This window comes from Haladaptatus rarus, from assembly GCF_054177585.1.
The window spans coordinates 19,788-43,718 of record NZ_JBPEHG010000016.1; the positions used below are offsets into that span (position 1 = coordinate 19,788).

Here is a 23,931-nt window from a genome sequence, read left to right on the forward strand (position 1 = left end):
TCGCGGGCAGCAGCCAGGTTCACTTCTCGCTCACGCACGTTACGTTCGTGAACTCGAAACGGGCCCCACCTCCGGCACTTTTGTCGACACGACAGTCCCATTCGTAGATGTCGGCCAGTTCGGTGATAAATGTGAGTCCGAGGCCGATGCCGTAGTCCTCGGTGGTGAAGCCCGCCTCGAACACCTGTCCACGCTCCGCTTCGGGAATCCCAGACCCGTCATCCGCGACATAGAATCCAGTGGGAAGGTCGCCGACGCGAACGGTTACGTCCGACCCACCATGTTCTACGGCGTTTGTAAACAGATTTTCCAGGAGATGCTGGAGATGGATTCGGTCGACCTCGATGGTTCGGTTGGTTTCGACCACGAGTTCCGCTTCGTCTTCCGCCACATCCGTCCACGACTTCGTAGCAGCGTCTGCCACCTCGACCGGTTCCATGTCGATAGCCGAGTCTGTATCTCGTGCGATGACGAGGATAACATCGATGAGCTCTTCGATGCGGTCGAATGCGTCTGTGATGTACTCAACCGCCTCTGGAGCCACCTCTGCTGGCAACTCGTGGCAATACATCTGTCCGATCATGAGGGGGTTCCGGAGTTCGTGCGCGAGCATACTGGTGGACGATTCGAGTCGGGCGGTCTGGCGCTGGCGCTCGAGTTCGGAGCTCACCCAGTTGCTCAGTAGCTCGACGAACGTCACTTCCCAGTCAGAGAACTCCTCGCTCCGCGCCTCCATGCCGTAGAAACAGAACGTACCGTATATCTCATCGTCCACAGACACTGGTGCGCCGAGGTAACAGGAGATGCCCAACTCGGCATTCCCTGCACGGTCGGCCAGTTCCGGTGCATCTGCCTCTATGTCGTTGAGCACGAGCGTCTGCTCGGTCGCGACGGCACGCTCGCAGTTCGTCGCCTCCAGCGGCATCGTGTCGCCAGTTTGGAGGTCGACGTCGTCCGGCGCGACGACCATTTCGAAGAGGTACGATTCTGCGTCATTGTTGACGCGTGAAAGTGTCGCGTAGTCCGTTCCGACCTCTTCACGCACCACTTTCAGGAGTGCGTCGACCTGCTGGGGGAACGACCGGTCGGAATCCGCGATGACCTCATAGGCACGGCGTAGCGCACGCTCGCGCGCTTGAAGTTGGTTCCGCTGAGAGATGCGCTCGGTAATATCGCGAAAGTAGACCGATAATCCCGTCTCGGAAGGATACGCATGTACCTCGAACCACGTATCCAGCGGTGGATAAAACTCCTCGAACGTCACCGGCTCTTGGGTCTTCATCGCACGTTCGTACTTCCGCTGGAACGTCGATCCAGCTGCTTCGGGAAATGCGTCCCAGATAACCGTCCCGAGTAGTTCCTCTTCGGGACGCTGAAGTACGCGCTCGGCCTGCTCGTTCAGGTAGGCGAAACGCCACTCCTCGTCGAGCGCAAAGACGGCATCGGTGATACGTGCAAAGACCTCCGCCATCGAAGTGTCCATCGACGGCGTGGGTGGTTCTTGATGGTCGCTCATCAGTGACCACCAGTGGCCCTCGGGTTGTGAGTCGGGCGCAGAGTGCTATAATTGGGGGTGTGAGATGGATGGATGGGTGTCATGGTTGTGGGTGGTTTCAACACCTGATCTCGTGTGAAGTATCTCGCATAGCGGTCACGAGAATGGAGGACAGAATGACGGGTGCAGGCTATTCGGCCTCGATCTGTTCTTCATTCTCGGGACGTGATTCGGACACTCAGTGAAGATGTCTGGTTGGTACAAAGAGTACGAGGGGCGAGTCGGATACATCTGGTGGCGGCTAGCTCCATACACTGCCGAATACACCCACTGAACGACCCTCTCTTCGTTAGCCATTTATCGCTGTGAAATTACAAACGGAGGCTGTTTTGGCTTCGTGATTTGAAATGACAAAATTAGCAAGCCACACCACTTTTCCCTACGGGATACCAACTTGATTCCCAACGGAGGCCTGACCGTCTGTGCCTAACACATTCGATCCAGGGAAAAACAACAGCGCTAGCCCCGCATCTGCGATCTCAACGCGAGAAACGACGAAACGAAACCAGCACGCAGACGACCACGGCCCAGAAGTCGGTCACGGCCCGGAAAACCATCTCGCGCTCGTGTACGAAACGACGAACGAACAGCTCGCTGCCGTCGTCCCGTTCATTCGCCAGGGTCTCGAACGGAACGAGCGCATCATGTATATCGCCGACGAGAACTCGGAAGACGACCTCATCTCGGCATTCAAAGGAACCGGTCTCGACGTCGAGTCAGCACTCGACTCCGGGGCATTGACCATTCACTCGGTGGAGGACACTTACACCCAGTACGACGAGTTCGATGCTGACGGAATGATCGAGTTTCTCGACGAGACGGCACGAGAGGTAGTCCAAAACGAGGGGTACGAACGCTTACGAGTCACAGGCGAGATGACGTGGGCACTCGGTGAGGACACCGAGACGCTCGATCGCATTCGAGAATACGAGAGAAAGCTCAATGAGTACTACCCTGAGAAGCCCGTTATCGGGTTGTGCTAGTACAATCGGAATCGGTTTTCGTCGGAACTGCTTCACGACGTGATTCGGGCACATCCACATCAGGTCTACAACGCGACCGTCACACAGAACTTTGCATACCTCTCTCCGGAGGAATTTTTCAATACTGAGACACCGACGGCTAATTCCGACGAGTTCGTCGAAACGCATCTCGACCGGATCCGAGCGCAAGGAAAGCTAAAGGAGCGTGAACAGGATCTGTCTACGCTCGCAGAGACGAGTCAGGAGCTCCTACGAGGGGAAGGAGATATCGACGAGATCGTCACACGACTCGCAGACACGCTTTTTCAGGCACTCTCCCCATCGATAGTCGCCATCTTTTGGTACGACGAAGAGACTGACGAATTACAGCCACACACCGTTCGACGCCCGTCAGAAGACGCGAACACGATCACTCTCCCGAAGAGGTATCGAAAACTGCTGTGGGATACGTTCGTCATCGACGACCAGAAGGTGTTCTCCAACTTCCGATCCGAAACCGAGATCCCCGAGATGGGTGCGACGCTCCAGAGTGGAATGGCCCTTCCGGTCGACCGCTATGGCGTCGTGCTGATCGCCTCGACACGGGCGTATGCGTTCGAGGAAACTGACGTCGAAGTTGCTTCGGCAGTGGCAGCCACTGCCCAGTCGGCACTCGAACGAGCAGAGCACGAGCGTACGCTGGAACAACAGAATGAACAACTTCAGCATCTCAATCGGATCAACTCGACGATTCGGCGGATCGACCAGGGACTCGTGCAGGCATCGAGTCGTGAGGAGTGCGAAACCGTCGTCTGTGATCGGTTAGCAGAGACGGATTCATACAAATTCGTATGGATCGGCGACCGAGACCCCCTTACTGACCAGTTCATCCCTCGGGAATGGGCAGGCGAGGGCGAGTCGTATCTCGATGAACTCTCTCCACCGATCGATGATGACGAAGCAGACGATGGAGATGGAATCTCGAGTCCGGCGCAGAACGCACTCGAAACGGGAGATGTCGTGACCGTCAAGAACGTGCTCACGACGTCACGATACGAGCGATGGCGAGAAGTGGCGCTGGCGAATGGCTTCCATTCCGTCATCAGTATCCCACTCGTTCACAACGATACCGAGTATGGGGCTTTAAACGTGTACGCAGGGTCGCCGAACGTCTTTAGCGAGATGGAGCAGGACGTTCTGGCGGAACTGGGCGCGACGACTGAGTACTCGATCGACGCCGCGGAGACGAGGGCGGGTCTGCATGCCGATCGAATCACGGAGGTGGGACTCCGCATCACGGACTCGCAGAGTCGATTGCTCAGATTAGCTCGCCAGATCGACGGGCCGATCGACGTCGAGACGGTGTTACCCGAGAACGACGGAGAGCTACGGCTCTTCTTCACGATGCGAGGAGTCTCCAGTGAGACAGTTCTCACGGCCTGTGAAGAGTCAGTGAGTGTCGATTCGGTCCGGCAAGTAACAGAACGGAACGACGAACCACTGTTCGAAGCTGTCGTTAGCGTGGATTCGTTGATTCCCTCGACGATGGCAGGATTCGTCGCGTCGATCACGGATTTGATGGCGACCCCTGACGCAGTCGAACTTACCGTCGAATTGCCACAGAGCGCAGACGTTCGAGCGTTCGTCAATCGGTTTCAACAGGCCTATCCGGATACGGCGGTGGAATCCGTTCAGCGAGTTACGCAACCCATCCAGACGAACCAGTCGTTCTATGCCGACGTCGAAGAGCGATTGACCGAACGACAGTTCGAGACGCTCAAACTGGCGTATCATAGCGGCTACTTCGAATGGCCGCGTGACAGTACCGGCGAGGAGGTAGCCAAGTCGCTCGGCGTGGCACAACCCACCTTCACCGGGCATCTGCGGGCCGGAGAGCGCAAACTCTTCGACCTGCTCTTCGACTAACTAACCTCGCAGTTGAATCCCAGGTAGCTATCGAAGCAGGTGTCGGAGAGACTTGACAGATACTGCCACTAACAGTATAGGGGGTGGTATGAGTCATAGGATAGATATATAGGTGCAAGCCACAACCCTTTGGAGTACCATTAGCATGGTTATGGAATCACGGAATCGTATGACGACGATTCAGCCAGGGGAGCGTGACTCGCCCAGCAGCATACGTTACGAGCTCACAGAACCGCTCAAGCTAGAATCGTGGTTCGTAATGCAGGTGGGAGTAGAGTGGGGTCGAAGCGGTTGACACCAGATGCCACATATGCCGCGCTCGTGGAAACTGGAGCGGGGCGTGAACCGGTAACGGCACGTGAACTCGCTGACCAGTTGGACGGGGAACCTGAGACGGTCGTCGACAATCTCGAGCAACTTCACGAAAATGACAAGGTAGAGAACAAAGAGCTTCGCGGAGGGGATCGTGTCTGGTGGGAGATAGAACGGACATCCTCGGCTGAGACGATCGACGTTACGGCGTTTGCTAACCTGGTCGCGCACGAACTGCGGAACCCGCTATCGATAGCGATAATCCATCTCCAGAACCTCCAGGGCGATGAATCCTCGTACGACGAAGTGGAGACTGCACTCGACCGGATGAACGACATAATCGACGTGCTGATCGCCACTGCCAATGGTTCGACTGAAACCATAGACCCGATCCCAGTCAGCGTTTCCCAGATCGCCGGTGAGGTTCGGTCGACTGTGGGACTAACGACTGATCGTCTCGAAGTCGAGAACGACCTGGTAGTGGAGACCGAGTCACATCATCTTCGATATATGTTAGAGCATCTATGTCAGAATGCAGTCCGGCATTGTGACAGCGACGTACGGGTTTCTATCGGGAAACTCGAAAGTGAAAGCGGGTTTTTCGTGGAGGATGATGGCCCTGGAATCGCCGAATCAGAACGTGAACAGGTCTTTCGACCCGGCTATACCACGACCGAGTATGAGTGGGGGCTCGGCTTGACAGTTGTTGATCAGCTCGCTGGTGTCTACGACTGGGACTGTGCAATCACCACGAGCACGACCGGTGGAACTCGGGTCGAGTTCGACAACGTAGCTGGACTATCGACCGAAACCGCCACGCTCTGAAATTGGACGAGAAGACGAATCAGATCATGAAGTTTCAAGGATAAATCCCGAACTGAAGGTCGGGGAGGATCTCGACTAGGAGAGACGAGCTGTCTCCTCTGTGCCGACGAGGAGGTGAGAAATGTGATTTTCTTCCTTCGATAGTCGAGTATTATACATGTTCAATCATATATACAACGGAGATAATAGAACAAGATTTGCGAATGTAGCAAAAGTCCTTATATAAATACTACAAAATTACTCGTATCAGTGGTTAATTTTGATATATTCGTATGAAGATTTGTTGAGATACATATATATTTATTATTGATGCAGTACAACTATACATAGCAGACGGGAAGAAATCAGATGTTCCGTTCCCTCGCTTGTTGGATAACCCGCCCCTAGAGACATGGATGTCTTCGGTCTGCAGGAGACGATAGAGATGCAGAAGAATACGTCGGAATTACAGATAGATGTAGAAGAGCCCGTACTGACACGCCGCCTGCTCATGAAGCTCGCAGGTGCCAGTACTGTAGTGGGAGGATTCAGTTTCGCCAGCGGTGTGGCAGGGGCACAGACGATAGACGACCTCTGTGAGCTTGCCCAACTCGACGTGGTCGTCGTACTCGACCAGTCTGGTTCGATGAGTCTGGGATCGCCGACCAGGATGCAGTTGGCCAAGGCCGGGGCGACGGCACTCGTGAACGCGCTGAACGTCTCGCCAAGCGGAGTGCACGTCGGTGTGGTGACGTTCGGTGGTGCACCCGGCTCCAGCGACATCCCACTGTTCCAGCCACTCACTGGCAACGCCGCGACAGCCCTGGGAGCGATAAGCAGCATTCCGGACATCCCAGCCGGGAACATCCTCACCAACATGGAGGCCGGTGTCCAGGCCGGCCGGGAGGAGTTGACCGGGATGGATTACTCCGACGATATCGCTGCGAGCGGGACCAACCGCACTGATGTTCCGAGAGTCATGGTGCTCCTCGGCGACGGGGCACCGAATGTGGACAACAACGGCATCGATGACCCCGCCACGTTCCCCTCTCTCGGAGGGTCGGATCCATCCGAGGAAGCGAACGCCGCAAAGACTGTCGACGATATCGAGGTGTACACCATCGGCGTCGGCCTGAATTCGTTGGCCCAGAACCTGATGCTGGAGATGGCCAGCGAGCCGAAGGCGTCACACGCCTTCCCCAACGTGGATGTCGAACAGATCGAGGCGACGTTCGAGGAGATCGCAGCGGACATCTGCCCGACCGAGGTCGAGATCGATATCAAGCCCGGAAGCTACCCGAACGCCATCAACTGCAGCCCCAACCGCGAGGCTGTGATTCCGGTGGCTATCCTGACTACCGGGGATTTCGACGCGACGACTGTCGATCCCGCATCGCTCAGGTTCGGGTCGCCGAGCACGGTCATCGGCGGTGGCGGGGCTACGCTTGTCCACGGTGATGGACATCTTCAGGACGTGGATCTCGATGGCGACCGGGATTTCCTGGGACACTTCCCAGTGAAAGACGCCGGGTTCACGGCTGGTGACACGGAAGGAGTCATCGTCGGCACGACCCAGGACGGCGAAAGCATCGCTGGCGTCGACACTGTCAAGATCGTCGGGAAGTGCCAGTAGGCGCTATCCCGATCGCCTGCCCCCCACTTCGGATCGATTCCAATCCTTCGAACAGTTCAGTCCGCAGTCGCCTCGATAGCGCGTTCCAGACCCGCCACGGCGCGGTCTAGTTGCTCGCGGGAGATCGTGAGGGGTGGTTGGAATCGCATGACGTTCTTGTAGAACCCACCGACGCCCATGACGATGCGATCGTCGCGGAGGTGTTCGCTGACCTGCTTGGCCAGTTTGGAATCGGGGGCGGGTGCGACACCTGCGGGACCGGTGTCGTCGGTATCGACCAGTTCGACGCCACGCATCAGGCCGAGGCCACGAGTATCACCGACGACGTCGTAGTCGGCTTCGAGTTCTGCGAGGCGGTCGCCAAGCCACGCGCCCTGTTCGGCGGCATCGGCGATAATGCCGCCTTCGAGTTCGTCGATGTTGGCGAGCGCGCCCGCACAGCAAACTGGGTTACCACCGAACGTCGATAGGTGGTCGCCCGCCTCGAAGCTATCCGCGAGGTCTGCCGATGCAGTGAAGGCTCCGAGTGGCAAGCCATTCGCGATGCCCTTCGCCTGCGTCAAGATGTCCGGCGTCACGTCGAAGTGGTCGCAGGCGAACATCGACCCCGTGCGGCCGTATCCGGTCTGAACCTCGTCGAGTATCAGGAGCGCGCCGTGGTCGTGCGTGATCTCCTCGACCCGCTGGAGCCATTCCTCGGAGGGGACGACGATGCCGCCCTCGCCCATCACGGGTTCGACGACGACGGCCGCGATGTCACCGGAGGTGTGCGATTCGATGACGTGTTCGAGGTCGGACGCGCAGTCGGCAGAACAGCGGTCGCCGTCACACCGTGGACACCGATAGGCGTACGGTGGCGCGAAGTGGGAGACGTCGTTGAGCGTCGGTGCCATCCCGTTCTTGTACGCCCTGTTGCCGGTGAGCGCGAGGCTTCCGAGCGTCCGGCCGTGGAACGCCATCTCCAGGGCGATGACCTCCTTGCTACCGGTGTGCTTGCGTGCGAGTTTGATCGCACCTTCGACGGCCTCGGTACCCGAATTACAGAAGAACGACTTCTGGAGGTCGCCGGGCGTGATCTCGGCGATGCGTTCGGCGAGGGTTGCCATCGGTTCGTTCGGATGGACGTACGAACAGCCATGGACGAACTTCTCGAGTTGCTCCTTGGCAGCGTCGACGACCGCCTCGTTGCCGTGACCAGCGTTCGTGACCGAGATGCCCGAGAACACGTCGAGGTACTCGTTACCGTCGAAATCCTGTAGAGTACAGTCACTCGACCGACGGACGGGCACGTCGAGCGACTTCCAGATCGGCATTACGTAGTCATCGTACTGATTCTCCAGCGATTCATTTGACGAAGTTTTCGTAATCTCGTTCTTACTCATACTATGGTAACCTAATCCGCTCAGTTTCTAACATCGGTAGAATAGGCCAAATAGCTACCGGACGCGAGGAGCGATAGGACGTCAGAAGCGACAGGGCGTGTCCGTGCCAAAGCGAGCGAACCGACGGTTCGACATTTCTCTCGCCGTCGAGGCAGGGTTTTCTCTGCGAGATTCCGCAAATATAAACGAGGCGGGGGGAGTACAACCCATATGGCCGAGCGTCCAACCCCCGACGGGGTAGACTGGAAGTTCAGGGAGCGGGACATCAAGATACTACGCGAACTGTCGCGGAACCCCGAGATCTCGTCGCGTCAGCTCGCGGAGATTCTCGACGAGAAGTACGGCATCGAAGTGTCGCACGTCACCGTCAGCGAGACCATCCGAAAGATGCGCGAGCAGGGCGTCTTCCGCGAGGCTATCATGCCGAACGAGACGTACTACAACTTCGCGCTGTTCGAGTTCAAGTTCAACCCCGAACACTTCGAGGAGAGCTGGCGAGACGCGATGGAGGACATCAAAGCCGACGAGCACACGCTGATGTTCTTCATCTCGAACGGGGAGTACCAGTGGAAGACCATCATGATGTTCCGCACCCGCCAGGACGAATCGAAGTGGATCCACCAGTTCTACAAGGAGCACGGTGACGTGGTGGACAACGTCCGCAACTCCGTGGTTCACAACCTGCTCAAGTTCCGCACCGACCCGGATCTGTTCGAACTCCTCGACCCGGAGGAGTGAGCCACTCTCGGTTTCGAACGGATCACTCCCGTCCTGGGTACCGATCTGCCCACGGTTCGAGTTGCTCGAATGTCGCACTCGCGGCGAGTACGGTGTCGTCGGCGAACCGTCTACCGACCACCTGCATCCCGACCGGAAGTCCCTCGACCGACCCTGCTGGCACGGACGCCGCCGGATGGCCTGTCAGGTTGAACGGCCACGTGAGATACCAGCCAAGCAGTGAGTTCACTTTCTCTCCGTCGATCTCCGACGGCCCAATCTGACCGTGATCGAACGGCGGGACGGCGACGGTGGGCGTGACGAGCAGGTCGAACTCCTCGAACACATCTTGTATCGCGTCGAAGACGCTCGTCCTTGGGACATCGGTGCGCTTGTACTCCACGCCACCGACATCGGAACCCGCTTCGAGGAGTTCCACGATCACGTCTGCGACCTCCTCTCGGTGGTCGAGCAGGTCGACGCCCTCGTCGCGAAGATTCTCGGCCATCGCGGCGTACTTCACGCGCGAGACGGTCAACCAGTGGTCGACGAGTTCTTGCCGAGTGTATCCGAAGTCGATGTCTGTCTGCTCGACGGTCGCGCCAGCGTCCGAGAATCGCTCGACGGCATCGCCGACGACTCGCGAGACGCGGTCGTCTACGGCGAAGATATCGAGGTCAGGGCTGTACGCGACCGAGAGGCCCTCGACGGACCGTCCTACAGCCGCACTGAAGTCTGTACCGTCGTCCGGAACGCTCATCGGGTCCCGAGGATGCGGGCCAGCGAGCACGTCGAGCATGAGCGCGGCGTCCTCGACGGTGCGAGTGATCGGGCCAGCCAACGCGAACGGGGTGTGCGCCGAGAACGCGTCCGGTCGGCCCTCGTAGGGGACGCGACCGAACGACGGTTTGAGGCCGTAGACGCCACAGAATGCGGCGGGGATGCGGATCGACCCGCCGCCGTCCGACCCTTGCGCGAACGGAGCCAGTCCATCGGCCACCGCTGCGGCGCTGCCGCCCGAAGATCCGCCAGCGGTGCGGGCGGGTGCGAACGGTGTGCCAGTTGGGCCGAACAGGGCGTTGTCGGTAACGCCCTTGTGACCGAACTCCGGCGTGTTGGTCTTGCCGAGGACGATCGCACCAGCGTCTTCGAGTCGTTCGACGACGAGCGCATCCTTCTCTGGAACGTATTCGGCGAACATCGCAGAACCGTAGGTGTTCGGAACGCCTCGCTTGTAGGCGTAGAGATCCTTTATCGCAACCGGCACACCGTGGAGTGGGCCGAGATCCTCGCCTGTCTCCACTGCGCGTTCTGCCTCGCGGGCCGCCTCCCGCGCCATGTCTCCGCAAACTGTGACGTACGCGTTCGTCACGTCGTTTCGCTCGCGGATGCGCTGGAGGTACGTCTTGACGACGTCGACCGGTGAGCGCTCACCGCGTCGGATGGCGGCCGCCAAACTGGCAGCCGAGTCGAACGGGGTCATGCTCGATGGAGGTTGAGCTGGCGGCGGACGAGGAGTCCGACGAGCGGTATCGCGACGGTCACGATCAGCACGAGCGTCGCCAGCACGTTCACCTTCGGCGTGATGAGCGTCCGCACCATCGAGTAGATGATCACCGGGACGGTTCGCGTCTGCCGAGTGACCCAGAACTGGGTCGCGGTGAACTCACCGAACGAGATGACGAACGCGAGCACCATCGCGGTGATGATGGCGGGCGACACGATGGGGAACGTCACCTCGCGGAAGGTGGTGAGGCGGTCGGCACCGAGCGTCTGGGCGGCGTCCTCCAGCGTATCGTCGAACAGGAACAGCCGACTTCGGACGATGAGGAACGAGTAGGGGAGCGCGATGAGTGTGTGCATCACGATGATCCACCAGATGCTCCGCTCCCAGCCCACCTTCGTGAAGAAGATGGTCGAAGCGACGCCGATGATCACCGGCGGCACCAACATCGGAGCGAGAAGCGCGATGACCAGCGAGTTCTTCAACGGGAAGCGTTTCCGGACGAATCCCATCGCGGTGACCGTCCCGATGAGGCCAGTCAGAAGCGCCGTGACGATGCCGACCTTCACGCTAGAGGCGATCGCGTTCATGAACAGTTCGTCCTGAGCGAACGCGAAGTACCAGCGCAAGCTGAGTTCCTTCGGCGGGAACCCTGCGATGCGGCGGTCATTGAACGAGTTTATCACGACCACCGCGAGCGGGATGAGCATACTCAGGTAGACGAGCAGCGAGACACCCTTGACGGCGCGCCAGTTCCACTTCCGTTTCATAGTGCCGTTCCCTCCAGTGCTTCTTCGAGGTCGGCTTTCCGCGTGAACACGTACAGGAACGCCCCGATGAGCAGGAAGTAGACGATCGAAAGCGCGGCCGCGAACGGCCAGTTGAAGTCCTGCGTGAACACGGTCGCGATGACAGGCGCGATCATCCGGTCACTCGTGCCACCGAGCAACGTTGGCGCGATGTACGCCCCCGCCGACAAGATGAACGTAAAGAGGATGCCGGAGACGACACCGGGCCACGATAGCGGCAGCGTCACTTCCCAGAAGGCGCGGGCGTCGCTCGCACCGAGCGTTTTCGCGGCCTGGATGACCTCCTCGTCGATGGTGTTGACCGCCGAATACACCGGCAACACCATGAACGGGAGGATAGACACCACGAGACCGATCATCATCCCCTGCGTGGTGTACAGTATCTTCACCGGCTCGGAGACGATTCCGACGCCCGTGAGGAACTGGTTGACGACGCCGGTACGGCCGAGCAGCGTGATCCAGGCGTAGGTACGGATGACGAGCGGTACCCAGAACTGGACGACGACGAGTCCGAGCAGGACGACTCGCCACTTGCTCTTCGTCCGTCCGAGGAAGTAGCCCAGCGTGTACCCGACCGGGAGGACGATCAGCGTCGTCACGACACCGATCAAGAACGAATCGACGATAATCCCCCGCCAGACGGATTCGTCGAGGAATCGTTGGTACTGCACGAGCGTGAACTCGGCGATGATACTGCCAGCCTCACCCGATTTGAAGAAGCTGAACGCCACGATGATGGTGAGTGGCAAGAAAAGAAACAGGAGCGTCCAGAGCAATCCGAGCCCCGGCGATACGAAAAATCGGAACCGCCGACTCTCCATCAGTCGGCGGCGGAGCCACGAAAAGCGGCCGACAGCATCCTCGACGCCGTCTTTCATCCGCGAGAAGGGGACTGCACTGCCGCTCATCGGTTCACCTCGTAGTGAGCGATTCGTCGGTCGGTCGTCTGGTCGGTTACTCGCATAGTATCACGTGAATTTGTCGTGGTGTGGGTGGTCGGTTCTCGACAGTACTTCGCAGCCAGTCTCCGTGATGCACACCATGTCCTCGAAACGAACGCCGGCGACGCCGGGACAGAAGAAACCAGGCTCTATCATCACGACCATGTCGGGTTCGAGCGTGACCGTCTCACCCTTCGGCCCCGCCGGGCCGATGTACGGTGGTTCGTGGGTCACGACGCCGATGCCGTGGCCGATGTTGCCGTCGGTCAACCACTCGGCGTAGCCGTAGGCATCGAACACCGCTTTGGCGGCTTCGTACACCTCGGCCCCGGTCACGCCGGGTTCCATCGCGTCGATCGCTGCACGGTGGGCCTCGTAGGTTGCCTGGTACATGTCGCGCTGCTCGTCCGTCGGCGTTCCGACGAACAGCATCCGAGCGAGTTCGCTGTAGTAGCCCTTCCACATCGGACCTTCGTCGAGTTGCACGAACTCGCCGCGCCGGATGCGTTTGCGTGAGGGGTACTCCTGGCAGCGCGACCACCGGACGCCGGAACTCACGATGGCGGGCAACGCGTACGCACCCGCACCGCCTGCGGAGATGATCGCGTCCATGATGGTTCCGGACACCTCACACTCCCGAACGCCGACCTCGACGGCCTCGATACCCGCTTCGATGCCGAGTTCGGCGATCTCCAGCCCTTCGTCGATGATGGCGAGTTCTTTCGGCGACTTCGTCGCGCGAGCTTGCCAGAGCATGTCACCCGCATCGGTCAGTTCGGTTCCCGACAGGTGTTCGTCCAGGCGAGTCGCAAATCGGTACTCGGTGTGGGGGTCGAGACCCACGCGACCGCCCGTGAGACCGCGGTCGTCGAGAACGTCAGCTACTGTCTCGGCAGGCTCACCGCGCACGTCGAACGATTCGACGTCGGACAGCCAGTGCCGGTCGCGAATGTCGGGTGCGAGGCGGGGTGCGGCGAGGAAGGTCGGTTCACCCTGCCGTGGAACGACCGCACCGTGTTCCATCGACAGCGAGAAACTGTCGTACGGCCCGTAGCCGGTGAGATATCGAACGTTGTCCGAGCGGGCGAGCACGAGGGCGTCGAGGGATTCGTCGGCCATCAGCCGTTGTACCTTCGTGAGGTTCTCTCGAACGACCTCCTCGAGTACACGGACGTACTCCTGTCGCTCCCGGTCTCGAACTGACGAGTCACCGACCTCGTCCGGTCGAACGGTCATGCCGTCCTCGGTATCGCCTCACTGGTTTGACCCGTGTAGACGACATCTGCGGGGTGGAACCGGACCCAGACCGTGGTTCCGATGTCGAAGATCGTCATCTCGCCCCGTTCGCTCGTCCCGCTGACCAGCATCGTGGTTCCGAGTTCGGGTACCTCCACGTTGTACAGCACGTCCCGGCCCTGATAGTCGACGTCACGAACCGTGCCTTCGAAGGCGTTCTCGCCGTCGAGTCGAGTCTGGGAGACGTCGACCAATTCGTTGCGGACGAACAGCGCGACGTCCTGACCCTCGGTGAACCCGTCCTCCTGTTCGACCGCGATCGAGGTACCATCGTCGAGGCGGACGGCTGGGCCGTCGCCGTTCTGCTGGAGCGTCCCATCGAGTCGGGTCGACTGTCCGAGGAAGTCCGCGACGAACGGCGATTGTGGTCGCTGGTACGCGTCTTTCGGCGTGCTGAACTGTTCGAGCAGCCCGTTGTTCATCACGGCGATGTGGTCGCCCATCGAGAGCGCCTCGGTCTGGTTGTGGGTGACGTAGATGGTCGTCACTCCCGTCTCACGCTGGATTCGCTTGAGTTCCGTCCGCATCGACTGCCTGAGTTTCTTGTCCAGGTTCGAGAGGGGTTCGTCCATCAACACGAGATCCGGGTCGAACGCCAGTGCCCGAGCGAGGGCCACGCGCTGTTGCTCGCCACCACTGCATTCGTGGGGGTACACCTCATCGTACCCTTCGAGATTGATCATCTCCAGCATCTCGTCGACTTTCGCCTCCCGCGTCGATTCGCTCGCGCCGCGCATCTTCAACCCGAAGGCGATGTTCTCGGCGACGGTCTTGTGGGGGAACAACGCGTAGTCTTGAAACACGACACCGATGTCACGCTCGTAAGGGGGTAGTTCCGTCAGATCGTCGCCACGCAGGCGGATCGTCCCGGATGTCGGTGTCTGCAATCCAGCGAGCGTGTGCAACGTCGTCGTCTTCCCGCACCCGGACGGCCCGACGACGGTGACGAACTCGCCCTCTTCGACATCGAACGATATGCCATCGACGGCGACCGTCTCCCCGAACTTCTTTCGTAAGTTGTTGATTTCGAGAAATGTCATATGGTACCATTCCGCAGTTCTGGTTGATCGTGGTAGCTACCGGCCATCAGCGTGTCGAATCGTTCGGACGTGCGGATCATCCAGATTGGATGGACTCCCACGTCTGCGACCACTTATCGTTGTGTTTGTCCTTGTACGCTGGGTCGAGGAACGTCAGGCGTTCGCCACCGGACGGGTCGTAGTCGTACAGATTCTTGACGCCCTTCGACGTGGCGCTCGTCGCTGGCGGGTAACCAAGCATCTCACAGAGCGGCAGAAGCACGTCGTCCTTCGAGAGGAAGTTCATGAAGGTGAGTGCCGTCTTCTTTTTCTTGTCGCTGACGCCGTCGACGACCACCCAGTTGTCCGACCAGCCGTACGCACCCTCTTTGGGCACCACGTAGTCGAGGAAGTCGTACCCGTCCTGAACCGCGCCGTAGATGCGTCCTCCCCAGGCTTCTCCGATGAGCGCCTGCTTTTGCGAGAACAATCGGACGTGTTCGTCGCCGCTGGTCCAGTACTTCGTCACGAGAGGCTTCTGTTTCCGGACGGAGTCCCAGATCTTCTTGATGCCCTTGTCGTAGGAGCCGTCGACCTTGATGTCGTTCGGATCCATCCCGAGCTTCAGTGCCGTGGTGAACACGCGAACGAATCCGAATCCTTCCATCGTCACGCGATCCTTGTGAGCCGTTTCCCAGCACGCCTCCCACGAGTCCTGTTTGCCGAGCTCTTTCTTGTTGTACGCCATCCCGACGGTGCCGTAGACGGTGGGCATCGCGTGGAGTTTCTCGCCGGGGTCGTAGATCGGGTTCTTGAAGACGTCGAGGAGCTTATCGAAGTTCTCCAGATCGCTCTTTTCGAGCGGGAGCCAGACCTTCTCTTTCGACCCCATGTAGAGGGTCGACGCTGACGCGATGGTGATGTCAGCATCCGACTGCCCGGTCTTGATCTTCGAATAGCCGTCGAACTGGTCGCTCACCAGGTTGAACTTCACGTCGACGCCGTACTCGTCTTCGAACTTGCTGAACACCTTCTTCTTGTACGAGTCGAGGTAGTGACCACCGCTCATCTGAACGACGAGCGAATCGGCGAGGTCGCCGTTACCCGAGTTGTTCTTGGAGCCACCGCCGCCGGTGAGACTGCCAAGACATCCCGCCAGACCCAACGCCGACCCGCCAGCGATGGTCTGCAAAACGCGCCGTCTGTCCTGTAGCACTCCGCTAGCGCCCGATTTTCGGGAACTAGACGTGTGTTCATCCGCCACATCCGACCGGTTCCGAGTCATGTACATAGGTAGCAAGAAGCGCAAGTATAATAAAGTTTGGTAATTATAGACTGAGCGTGAAGCAACGATAGCAACGAATACAGAATGTAGCTTAACATTGTAATATAATTCGCCACCGAGCACCCATGGAAAGAGCAACCCACCAACCGACGAGAGCGCGATCATGAACCGTATCGAAAAGGAATCCAGAAACCGGGTCGAGGCTGCTATCGACACGATTTCGGACGATATCGAGGAATTTGCGGGTGAGCTCGTCCGAATCGAGAGCGTGCAGGGCGCGGAGGGTGAAGCGCAGTCGCTCGTACGCGAGAAACTAGATACGTTCGGTCTCGATGTCGACCTGCTCCGAGCGTCGGACGTCGAAGGAATCCGTGACCATGCCGAATATGCCGACGAGGGGCAATCGTACGAAGACCGCCCGAACGTCGTCGGTGTGCTTCCGGGAACCGGAGACGGGCGGTCGCTCCGATTCAACGGCCACGTCGACGTGGTTCCAGCAGGTGACGAAGATCAGTGGTCGTTCGACCCCTTCGCCGGGCGTGTCGACGACGGCGATCTCCTCGGTCGGGGTGCGTCCGATATGAAAGGCGGCGTCGCAGCGATGGCGTTCGCCGTCAAGGCGCTCGAAGAGGCTGGCATTCGATTACGGGGTGATCTGGTCGTCGAGTCGGTCGTCGAAGAGGAAGCAGGAGGCTTCGGTGGGAGCCTCGCCACTGCGCTCGCGGGACCGAAAACTGACGCCGTCGTCATCCCCGAGCCGACCGACTTCGACTGCTGGATCGCCAACGACGGGGTGTCGTACTTTCGCGTCACCGTAGAGGGGAAAGGGGCACACGCCGCGGAAACCGACAACGGCGTCAACGCCATCAGCAAGCTGATTCCCATCTACCAGGCGCTCTCGGCCCTCCACGACGAGCGGAAGACGACGGTTCACGACGAGCTATTCGAGCAGTGGCACGAACACACCGTCTCGCTGAACCTCGGAACGCTCCACGCTGGCGAGTGGGCATCGAGCGTCCCCGACGAAGCCATCCTCGAAGCTCGCATCTCTCACGCGCCCGCAGAGTCCCGCGAAGAGGTTCGAGCCGTCGTCGAAGAGACCGTGCGCGATGCAGCAGCAGGCGACCAGTGGCTCGAAGAACACCCGCCGACCGTCGAGTGGTTCGGCTGGCGCGGTAGTTCCGCGAAGATATCGCCGGACGAGGACATCGCACAGACCGTCGCTGAAGTCGTCGACGAGACCTACGAGCGCGACGTCGCCATGAAGGGATTCCCCGGCGGCATCGACACCCGCTTTTTCGTCAACGAAGCCGACACACCCGCGCTGTGTTTCGGCCCCGGTGCGTACAACATCCACGGTACCGACGAGTACCTCCCCGTCGAGGAACTGCACCAGCTCACGGAGGCGCTCGCACTGATAGCGATGCGATGGTGTGGCTACGAGGTGACAGATGAGCGCTGAGGCAGCGACACGATACGACCGATTGACCTGGTCGCAGATCGACGACGCCGCCGAAGCTGGAAAGACGGTGCTGGTACCGGTCGGCGCGACAGAAGACCACGGCCCACACCTCCCGCTCGACGTCGACCGGCGCATCGTGGAAGGCATCTGCGAGCCGACCGCCGACGACCGCGACGGCGTGTTGCTCTTCCCGACCATCGACCACGGCTACCTCCCTCATCACATGGATTTCCCCGGTGGGGTGACCATCGGCTGGAGAACGTTCGTCGATTACTGCATCGACATCTGCGTCTCGCTCGCCCACCACGGATTCGAGAAGATACTGCTCGTGAACGGGCACGGCTCGAACCACCACCTCCTCGAACTGGTCACCCGACAGGTGATCCTCCAGTATCCAGAGATTCACTGCGCGATGCTCTCGTGGTGGCAGATCGATGAGGTACGCGAGGTCGCACGAGAGATGCGTGACGCTGGCCCACAGGGGTCTGCCCACGCTGGCGAGATGGAGACCTCCATCTACATGTACCTCTATCCCGACCGCGTCGACCTGACCGACGCAGTTTCCGACGTCGGATATCCCGAAAGTACCCACTTCAACTCACTCGATCTGGCCGGCGAGTCACGTCCCGAGGACTCCACGCCGGTCACCATGATGGAGTGGTGGAGCCAGATTTCGGAGACCGGCGTGATGGGCGACGCCACCGCCGCGACGGCCGAGAAAGGCGAACAGTTCCTCGCCGCGGCCGTCGCCGGACTCCACTCCGTACTCGACGAGTTCGCTGACCACCCGATTCGACCAGTCGACGACCACCACAGCCGTGACGTTACGCCAGACGAATACGACCCCTTCCGACCGAGGTGACAGATGACGACAAACAAAACCACGAGTCTCGAAGCAGCCATTTCAGAGTACGTCCCCGACGGCGCGAGTATCGCGTTCGGCGGGATGGGTGGCCGCGACCCGGAGGCCGCTGCCCGTGAGATCATTCGACAGGAGAAGACCGGCCTGCGGGTCGTCGACGACGCCCGGACGACCCTGTTCGACATGATGGTCGGCGCGGGATGCGTCGACGAATACGTCGGGTCGTGGGTGGGTACGAGCCTCATATCGCAGGGCCACAACATCCGTAACGCGGTCGAGAACGACGTTCCCCACCATCTTTCGATGCAAGACGTGTCGAACTTCGGGTCGTCGCTGATGTTCCTCGCTGGCGCGATGGACGTTCCGTTCGTTCCGACCCGGTCGATGCTCGGCACCGATATCGCCGCGAAGAACGACGACATCGAGGTCATCGAAGACCCCTTCGGCTCCGGCGACGACCTCGCATTGATACCCGCCGCGAAGCCGGACGTTGCCGTCATCCACGTCCAGAAAGCGGACAAGCACGGCAACAGCCAGATCTACGGTAACGTCGTCAACGACCACTTCAAAGCCCGTGCGGCCGAGCACACGATCATCACCTGCGAGGAGATCGTCCCGACCGAGGAGATAGAGCACGCGCCCGAACTCACGAAGATTCCGTTCTATACGGTCGACGCCGTGGTCGAGGTGCCCTTCGGCTGCCACCCGTGGCACTGCTACGGCCACTACTACGCCGACCTCCCGTTCTACCGAGAATACGGTCTCGATTCGCAAGACCGTGAGGCGTTTCTCGATTGGCTCGACGAGTGGATCGTCCCACACGACGAGTACCTGGAGAAGATTGGCGCGGACAGACTGGCGAAACTGGAGGCGATGGAAGACACGATCAACGGAGGCAAGAACCGATGAGCGAGATGCAATCCGAACCGACTGCACTCGCGGAGGCGAACGTCGAGTATCCCCTCGATATTTCGAATCCGCACGAACCGGCCGACGACTACTCGCTGACCGAACTCCTCGCGGTGACCGCCGCACACGAGATCGGAGACGGTGAGACCGCGTTCATCGGCGTCGGGATGTCACTCATCTCGGGCGTGTTGGCGAAACACACCCGCGCACCCAACTGCCAACTCGTCACCGAATCGGGCTACGTCGGGTCGCGGCCGCCGGGCGTCGTCCAGTCCATCTCAGACAGCATCCTCGGTTCCGGGTCGCTGGTCGCTACCAACCAGTTCCAGATCTTCGTGGATAACCAGCGCGGCCTCTTCGACATCGGCATCATCGGCGCGGGGCAGATAGACAAGTATGGGAACACGAACTCGACAGTCGTGACCGACGAGAACACCAGCTACGACCACCCGAAGGTTCGGCTTCCGGGGTCGGGCGGGAGCAACGACATCATGACCTCCTGCGGGCGTACCGTGGTCATGATGCGTCAACAGCGCCGCGCGTTCACCACCGAACTCGACTACGTGACCGCGCCGGGCTATCTCGATGGCCCCGGCGCACGCGAGGAACTCGGTCTCGAAGGCGGCGGTCCCAAAGCGGTCATCACCGACATGGCGGTGTTTCGGTTCGACGATGAGAGCAAGAGGATGGTGTTGACGGCAACCCACCCCGGTGTCTCGGTCGAGGAAGTAGAAGCCGAGGTGCAGTGGGATCTCGACGTTGCGAACGACGTAGCGACGACCCGCGTACCGACTCGTGGCGAGGTGGCGATGCTCCGAGCCATCGACCCCACCGACATCGTGTTGCGAGGAACCGACCGCATCTACGACATCGGATTCGAGGAATGGACCGACGAAGTCGAATCACACTGGAAACAACTGATGGAGTTAGAGAAACGAGGCAACTAGCATGACTGAACGAGATCGAACGCTGACACCGGGGACCGAACTGGGCGGGATGTTCCCGCGAGTGTTCCAGAAGGAGTATCTGACGATCGTCCGCGGCGAGGGCCACCACGTCTGGGATGCGGATGGCAACCGCTACATAGACGCCATCTCGGGCAATCAGAACGTCAATATCGGTCACGGTCACGAGGAGATCGCGGAGGCCGCAAAAGAACAGATAGAGACGCTGGAGTACACCTCCAGTATGCTGTTCGCTAACGAACCCGCGATGGAGTACACCGCGAAGATCGCGGACTTCACACCCGACGGGTTCGAGCACACGTGGCTGGTCGGGAGCGGGTCGGAGGCCAACGAGAGCGCGGTCAAGATGGCTCGCCAGTATCACTTCGAACGTGGCGACGAGCGAAAGTACAAGGTCATCTCCCGTCGGCGGAGCTATCACGGCAACACCGCTGGTGCGATGGCGCTATCCGGGTTCCCTGCGCGCAAGGACAAGATGGAACCCCTGTTCCACAATTTCCCGAAGGCACCCAGTGCGTCGCCATACCGCTGTGAGTTCTGCGGCGGTGCGGGTGGCCGCGAGTGTGGAATCGAGTGTGCCGATGCGGTCGAACGCCTGATTCAGGACGAAGGCCCCGAGTCGGTCGCGGCGTTCATCGCGGAACCGGTCACGGGTGCGGCCAACGCGGGAGCGTTCCCCCACGACGGCTACTTCGAACGGATCCGCGAGATATGCGACGAGTACAACGTGCTCTTCATCGTGGACGAGGTGATGGCCGGATTCGGTCGAACCGGCGAGAACTTCGCCATCGAACACTGGGACGTGACTCCCGACATCATCACAGGAGCGAAAGGGATGAGCGGTGGCTACACCCCGGTCGGCGGGACGATGCCCCACGAGAACGTCGTGGAGGTGTTCGAGGGCGTCGAGGACGGCTTCCAGCACGGTCACACGTACTGTTTCAATCCCACCTCGGCAGCCATCGGGAAGGCGGTACTGCAGTACATGCAAGACCACGACCTCGTGGCCAACGCTCGACGGGTCGGCGAGCACCTGCTGGAGCGGTGTCACGAATTCTACGATTACGACATGGTCGGCGACGTTCGCGGGAAGGGACTGATGATCGGCGTCGAGTTCGTCAAGAACCGCGAGACGAAGGAACCGCTAGACGAGACAGGAGCAGAGTTCCAGGACCTGCTGTTCGAGACGGGACTCGACAACGGTATCATCACCTATCCGAGCGGCACCCACGTCGACGGCAAGCACGGCGACCACACCCTGATTACGCCACCGCTCACGATCGACGAGGCGACCGCGGACGAGATCGTCGACCGGATGCACGAGACGTTCGCCACCGTCGAATCCGAGCTTTCCCTGTAAACTCCCTCGGCTTGCTCCACCTGGAAGCGACGGCCTAGTTTCACACGTTGCTGGCGAATGGGTCTAAAAGTACTCCCGCAAGAAGACATCAGACTCCGGAAATAGCTCGTCAAGTACGTCGATGGCTTCCGGATTCGAGACGGTTACCTGGTTCGTTCGTTCGAGGTCGTCGATGGATCGAGCACCGACGTACAGCTGCGAGAGGCGCGCGACGGGGAGTTGGATGTCCGGTTGCTCGTCCGTCGGAACACACGTCGCAGTACCGTTCTCGACAGTGACGGCGAAGGTTTCGTCGTTCCAGTCCGCGTGTTCGTCCGAGACGGCGAGCACGCACCTCCCGTCGGTAGTCGTCGGGTAGTCGAGCATCTCGATGGCTTCGGGAACATCCACGAGGCGGAACATCGCCCCAGGGTGGACGTGACAATCGACCGATTCGGGGTCCGAGACCACGTCGAAAAGGTGCAGGTCTGCGGGGCCGTATAGACGAACCGAATCGACCTGTGAGTCGTGGTTGAACAGGAATCGAAGGAGGTTCACGAACGCCTCCTGGTCGACCCACGCCCAATCGTGAACCTGCAACTGCGTCTCGCCGTGGTCTCTGTCGTCCACCTGCTCGACCGCCTCGACGGAATACGCGAGATAGCCCCGTAACTCGTCGTCACGTTCCCATCCATAGACGTAGCGGTCGCTGCCGTGGCGGGCGAAGGTTCGCCCGGCCCACCACCCTTCGGGCCGTCTCATCGAGAGTTCGTACTGTTCGCCGTGCGCTTCGAGAATCGGGTCGAGGTCGCGGTACTCATCCGGTGAGAGACGACGGAACGAACCGGTCGCCACATCCGCGGAGAGCGCGCGAGGCGGACACTCGTAGTAGGCGAATTTGTTTGCCATCCCCCAGCCGAAATAGCGGTAGAAATCGTAGCTGAACGGCCACAGTGCGGAGATGTAGACATCGCGCGACCGATACTCTTCGAGCGATTCGATCGTGAGTTCGCTGACGTAGCCCTGATGACGGTGTTCCGGTGGCGAGGCGACGACGGTCAATCCACCCATCTGGTGCCAGCCACCTCGAATCTTCGTGTCGAGGAAGTAGTGGCGGCAAACGCACCGAAGGTCGTCGTCGACGAACAGCCCGCGTCGTTCGCCGAAGGACGGGTAGAGGTGTTCGTCCGCGTCCGAACCGAGTGGCCCCTCGTAGAGACGAAACGCGTAGTTGACGATGTCCTGGTAGGCCTCCTCTTCGTCGTCCAATATTTCGCGGTACTCGGCCATGATTGGTTCACGAAGGATACCAACAAATGACTTCTTCCTCGATCGAACAACAGTTCGGACAGGTCTGACTTGTCCACGCTTCTGACCGTGCTTCGACTGCGATGCAGTATTCTTCGCTTAGACCCATCGCTCGATCACCGTTCTCCGGTGTGCACCGGTGATTCAGTTCCAGTATCTGTGCGAGTTCGAAGCTCATTTCCGAGGAAGATCCATGCGAGACCAAATGGGGAGAACCATTCTGACCCCGAGGAAACACTGTATGGTGTAGGGGTGTCAACACCACCGAAGAGGAGGAGCACCTCGGATCCGACGTGAGCAGGCACGTACAGTACGAATTCATACATGATGGCCATCACGATGATGACCAACAGGGGCGCGATCGTCGATACCAATAGGACAGCTCCAACGCGCGAGACGGTGGGGGTGCGCAACAGGATGAGGCCGTACGCCGTAGCTGCAAGACTAGTCACGAGCAGGCTCAAGAACCAAATTATTCCACCAATAGTAGCATCGAAGAATATGGGAAGAGATGACCCGTACATCTCATTTCTGACGGTGGGAAACACGAAATTGGTCGTGAGACCGATGGCAATACCGATTAATCCGATTGCAAGAACCCCGGCAATCCCGGTAGCGATGTGGCTGAACTCAGACTTTACCATCTGGTGAATGCCGTAGAGGCCAGCAAGAACTAACAGTGATCCAAGTGCGTAGAGTAAGCTAATCGTGGCCTCGGCTCTCGTGTTTTCCTCGATACCGAGCGCGATGCTAAGGAGGGTGAACGAGACGATCAAGATGCCACCAATAATAGCTGCAATGCCCGTCTGGTGCATCCGTTCCGTAGGTATGAAGCCCGCCTGTTTGGCGGACATGGATTCTGTAACCATGGATATCACTCGATTCTCCGAGATACCAGCGTCGGTTTCGTTCGCTGCTATATGAGTAGAACCAACTTCTAG

Annotated in this window: 20 protein-coding genes; 10 read left to right on the forward strand and 10 right to left on the reverse strand. The window is 59.6% G+C overall.

The window, feature by feature from the left end:
- Positions 1–19: 19 nt before the first annotated feature.
- The gene (locus ACR3FE_RS22955; protein WP_458210110.1) at positions 20–1,516 is read right to left on the reverse strand and encodes a PAS domain-containing sensor histidine kinase; all 1,497 of its coding nucleotides are present in this window, start codon (positions 1,514–1,516) and stop codon (positions 20–22) included.
- Between the two features lie 461 nt (positions 1,517–1,977).
- Here ACR3FE_RS22955 and ACR3FE_RS22960 point away from each other — a divergent pair, with 461 nt between their 5' ends.
- From ACR3FE_RS22960 to ACR3FE_RS22975, 4 genes are all read left to right on the forward strand, one after another.
- Positions 1,978–2,538 (forward strand): MEDS domain-containing protein, encoded by a 561-nt coding sequence (locus tag ACR3FE_RS22960; protein WP_458210112.1) that lies wholly within the window; start codon positions 1,978–1,980, stop codon positions 2,536–2,538.
- Positions 2,539–2,577: 39 nt separating this feature from the next.
- Positions 2,578–4,443 carry a bacterio-opsin activator domain-containing protein gene (locus tag ACR3FE_RS22965; RefSeq protein WP_458210114.1) on the forward strand — a complete coding sequence of 622 codons (1,866 nt, stop codon included), beginning with the start codon at positions 2,578–2,580 and terminating at the stop codon, positions 4,441–4,443.
- Positions 4,444–4,719: 276 nt separating this feature from the next.
- Positions 4,720–5,580 carry a sensor histidine kinase gene (locus tag ACR3FE_RS22970; protein WP_458210116.1) on the forward strand — a complete coding sequence of 287 codons (861 nt, stop codon included), beginning with the start codon at positions 4,720–4,722 and terminating at the stop codon, positions 5,578–5,580.
- Between the two features lie 424 nt (positions 5,581–6,004).
- Positions 6,005–7,192 (forward strand): vWA domain-containing protein, encoded by a 1,188-nt coding sequence (locus ACR3FE_RS22975; RefSeq protein WP_458210118.1) that lies wholly within the window; start codon positions 6,005–6,007, stop codon positions 7,190–7,192.
- 56 nt (positions 7,193–7,248) lie between these two features.
- Here the strand turns inward: ACR3FE_RS22975 and ACR3FE_RS22980 are convergent, their stop codons facing one another.
- Entirely contained in the window at positions 7,249–8,574 is a 1,326-nt protein-coding gene (locus tag ACR3FE_RS22980; protein WP_458210120.1) for an aspartate aminotransferase family protein, read from the reverse strand.
- Positions 8,575–8,784: 210 nt separating this feature from the next.
- On the opposite strand from ACR3FE_RS22980, the gene ACR3FE_RS22985 reads away from it, so the two are divergent.
- Positions 8,785–9,312 (forward strand): Lrp/AsnC family transcriptional regulator, encoded by a 528-nt coding sequence (locus ACR3FE_RS22985; protein ID WP_458210122.1) that lies wholly within the window; start codon positions 8,785–8,787, stop codon positions 9,310–9,312.
- Between the two features lie 22 nt (positions 9,313–9,334).
- Here ACR3FE_RS22985 and ACR3FE_RS22990 read toward each other — a convergent pair whose 3' ends face one another.
- The 6 genes from ACR3FE_RS22990 to ACR3FE_RS23015 all read right to left on the reverse strand — a co-directional run bounded on the left by ACR3FE_RS22990 (position 9,335) and on the right by ACR3FE_RS23015 (position 16,145).
- Complete coding sequence (locus ACR3FE_RS22990; protein WP_458210123.1) at positions 9,335–10,774, reverse strand: amidase; 1,440 nt, start codon at positions 10,772–10,774, stop codon at positions 9,335–9,337.
- On the reverse strand, positions 10,771–11,565 hold the full coding sequence (locus ACR3FE_RS22995; RefSeq protein WP_458210124.1) for an ABC transporter permease: 795 nt from the start codon (positions 11,563–11,565) through the stop codon (positions 10,771–10,773). Before ACR3FE_RS22995 ends, ACR3FE_RS22990 begins: the two co-directional genes overlap by 4 nt.
- Positions 11,562–12,512, reverse strand: coding sequence for an ABC transporter permease (locus tag ACR3FE_RS23000; RefSeq protein ID WP_458210125.1), 951 nt, complete (start codon positions 12,510–12,512; stop codon positions 11,562–11,564). Before ACR3FE_RS23000 ends, ACR3FE_RS22995 begins: the two co-directional genes overlap by 4 nt.
- A gap of 60 nt (positions 12,513–12,572) precedes the next feature.
- The gene (locus tag ACR3FE_RS23005) at positions 12,573–13,781 is read right to left on the reverse strand and encodes a M24 family metallopeptidase (protein WP_458210127.1); all 1,209 of its coding nucleotides are present in this window, start codon (positions 13,779–13,781) and stop codon (positions 12,573–12,575) included.
- Positions 13,778–14,881 carry an ABC transporter ATP-binding protein gene (locus tag ACR3FE_RS23010; RefSeq protein WP_458210129.1) on the reverse strand — a complete coding sequence of 368 codons (1,104 nt, stop codon included), beginning with the start codon at positions 14,879–14,881 and terminating at the stop codon, positions 13,778–13,780. Before ACR3FE_RS23010 ends, ACR3FE_RS23005 begins: the two co-directional genes overlap by 4 nt.
- Before the next feature lie 76 nt (positions 14,882–14,957).
- A complete protein-coding gene (locus ACR3FE_RS23015; protein WP_458210130.1) occupies positions 14,958–16,145 on the reverse strand; it encodes an ABC transporter substrate-binding protein in 1,188 nt (395 codons plus the stop codon).
- A gap of 163 nt (positions 16,146–16,308) precedes the next feature.
- Between ACR3FE_RS23015 and ACR3FE_RS23020 the strand changes: the two genes are divergently transcribed.
- Genes ACR3FE_RS23020 through ACR3FE_RS23040 form a run of 5 tightly spaced genes read left to right on the forward strand, consistent with a single transcriptional unit; the run spans position 16,309 to position 21,703 of the window.
- Positions 16,309–17,607 (forward strand): ArgE/DapE family deacylase, encoded by a 1,299-nt coding sequence (locus ACR3FE_RS23020; protein ID WP_458210132.1) that lies wholly within the window; start codon positions 16,309–16,311, stop codon positions 17,605–17,607.
- Positions 17,597–18,469 (forward strand): creatininase family protein, encoded by an 873-nt coding sequence (locus ACR3FE_RS23025; protein WP_458210133.1) that lies wholly within the window; start codon positions 17,597–17,599, stop codon positions 18,467–18,469. The genes ACR3FE_RS23020 and ACR3FE_RS23025 overlap by 11 nt, the downstream gene beginning before the upstream one ends.
- Before the next feature lie 3 nt (positions 18,470–18,472).
- Complete coding sequence (locus ACR3FE_RS23030; RefSeq protein WP_458210135.1) at positions 18,473–19,378, forward strand: CoA transferase subunit A; 906 nt, start codon at positions 18,473–18,475, stop codon at positions 19,376–19,378.
- Positions 19,375–20,325, forward strand: coding sequence for a CoA-transferase subunit beta (locus ACR3FE_RS23035; RefSeq protein ID WP_458210137.1), 951 nt, complete (start codon positions 19,375–19,377; stop codon positions 20,323–20,325). The genes ACR3FE_RS23030 and ACR3FE_RS23035 overlap by 4 nt, the downstream gene beginning before the upstream one ends.
- Before the next feature lies 1 nt (position 20,326).
- Entirely contained in the window at positions 20,327–21,703 is a 1,377-nt protein-coding gene (locus ACR3FE_RS23040; protein WP_458210139.1) for an aminotransferase family protein, read from the forward strand.
- Positions 21,704–21,766: 63 nt separating this feature from the next.
- Here the strand turns inward: ACR3FE_RS23040 and ACR3FE_RS23045 are convergent, their stop codons facing one another.
- Positions 21,767–22,972: a GNAT family N-acetyltransferase gene (locus tag ACR3FE_RS23045; RefSeq protein WP_458210141.1), complete on the reverse strand. Its 1,206-nt coding sequence runs from the start codon at positions 22,970–22,972 to the stop codon at positions 21,767–21,769.
- 134 nt (positions 22,973–23,106) lie between these two features.
- The gene (locus tag ACR3FE_RS23050; RefSeq protein WP_458210143.1) at positions 23,107–23,859 is read right to left on the reverse strand and encodes a hypothetical protein; all 753 of its coding nucleotides are present in this window, start codon (positions 23,857–23,859) and stop codon (positions 23,107–23,109) included.
- Positions 23,860–23,931: the final 72 nt, after the last annotated feature.

What these genes read in the sequence shown, in the direction of transcription:
- ACR3FE_RS22955 (WP_458210110.1), bottom strand. Translation starts at nt 1,516, where the DNA reads ATGAGCGACCATCAAGAACCACCCACGCCGTCGATGGACACTTCGATG.
- ACR3FE_RS22975 (WP_458210118.1), top strand. Translation starts at nt 6,005, where the DNA reads ATGCAGAAGAATACGTCGGAATTACAGATAGATGTAGAAGAGCCCGTA.
- ACR3FE_RS22980 (WP_458210120.1), bottom strand. Translation starts at nt 8,574, where the DNA reads ATGAGTAAGAACGAGATTACGAAAACTTCGTCAAATGAATCGCTGGAG.
- ACR3FE_RS22985 (WP_458210122.1), top strand. Translation starts at nt 8,785, where the DNA reads ATGGCCGAGCGTCCAACCCCCGACGGGGTAGACTGGAAGTTCAGGGAG.
- ACR3FE_RS22990 (WP_458210123.1), bottom strand. Translation starts at nt 10,774, where the DNA reads ATGACCCCGTTCGACTCGGCTGCCAGTTTGGCGGCCGCCATCCGACGC.
- ACR3FE_RS22995 (WP_458210124.1), bottom strand. Translation starts at nt 11,565, where the DNA reads ATGAAACGGAAGTGGAACTGGCGCGCCGTCAAGGGTGTCTCGCTGCTC.
- ACR3FE_RS23000 (WP_458210125.1), bottom strand. Translation starts at nt 12,512, where the DNA reads ATGAGCGGCAGTGCAGTCCCCTTCTCGCGGATGAAAGACGGCGTCGAG.
- ACR3FE_RS23005 (WP_458210127.1), bottom strand. Translation starts at nt 13,781, where the DNA reads ATGACCGTTCGACCGGACGAGGTCGGTGACTCGTCAGTTCGAGACCGG.
- ACR3FE_RS23010 (WP_458210129.1), bottom strand. Translation starts at nt 14,881, where the DNA reads ATGACATTTCTCGAAATCAACAACTTACGAAAGAAGTTCGGGGAGACG.
- ACR3FE_RS23015 (WP_458210130.1), bottom strand. Translation starts at nt 16,145, where the DNA reads ATGACTCGGAACCGGTCGGATGTGGCGGATGAACACACGTCTAGTTCC.
- ACR3FE_RS23020 (WP_458210132.1), top strand. Translation starts at nt 16,309, where the DNA reads ATGAACCGTATCGAAAAGGAATCCAGAAACCGGGTCGAGGCTGCTATC.
- ACR3FE_RS23025 (WP_458210133.1), top strand. Translation starts at nt 17,597, where the DNA reads ATGAGCGCTGAGGCAGCGACACGATACGACCGATTGACCTGGTCGCAG.
- ACR3FE_RS23030 (WP_458210135.1), top strand. Translation starts at nt 18,473, where the DNA reads ATGACGACAAACAAAACCACGAGTCTCGAAGCAGCCATTTCAGAGTAC.
- ACR3FE_RS23035 (WP_458210137.1), top strand. Translation starts at nt 19,375, where the DNA reads ATGAGCGAGATGCAATCCGAACCGACTGCACTCGCGGAGGCGAACGTC.
- ACR3FE_RS23040 (WP_458210139.1), top strand. Translation starts at nt 20,327, where the DNA reads ATGACTGAACGAGATCGAACGCTGACACCGGGGACCGAACTGGGCGGG.
- ACR3FE_RS23045 (WP_458210141.1), bottom strand. Translation starts at nt 22,972, where the DNA reads ATGGCCGAGTACCGCGAAATATTGGACGACGAAGAGGAGGCCTACCAG.
- ACR3FE_RS23050 (WP_458210143.1), bottom strand. Translation starts at nt 23,859, where the DNA reads ATGGTTACAGAATCCATGTCCGCCAAACAGGCGGGCTTCATACCTACG.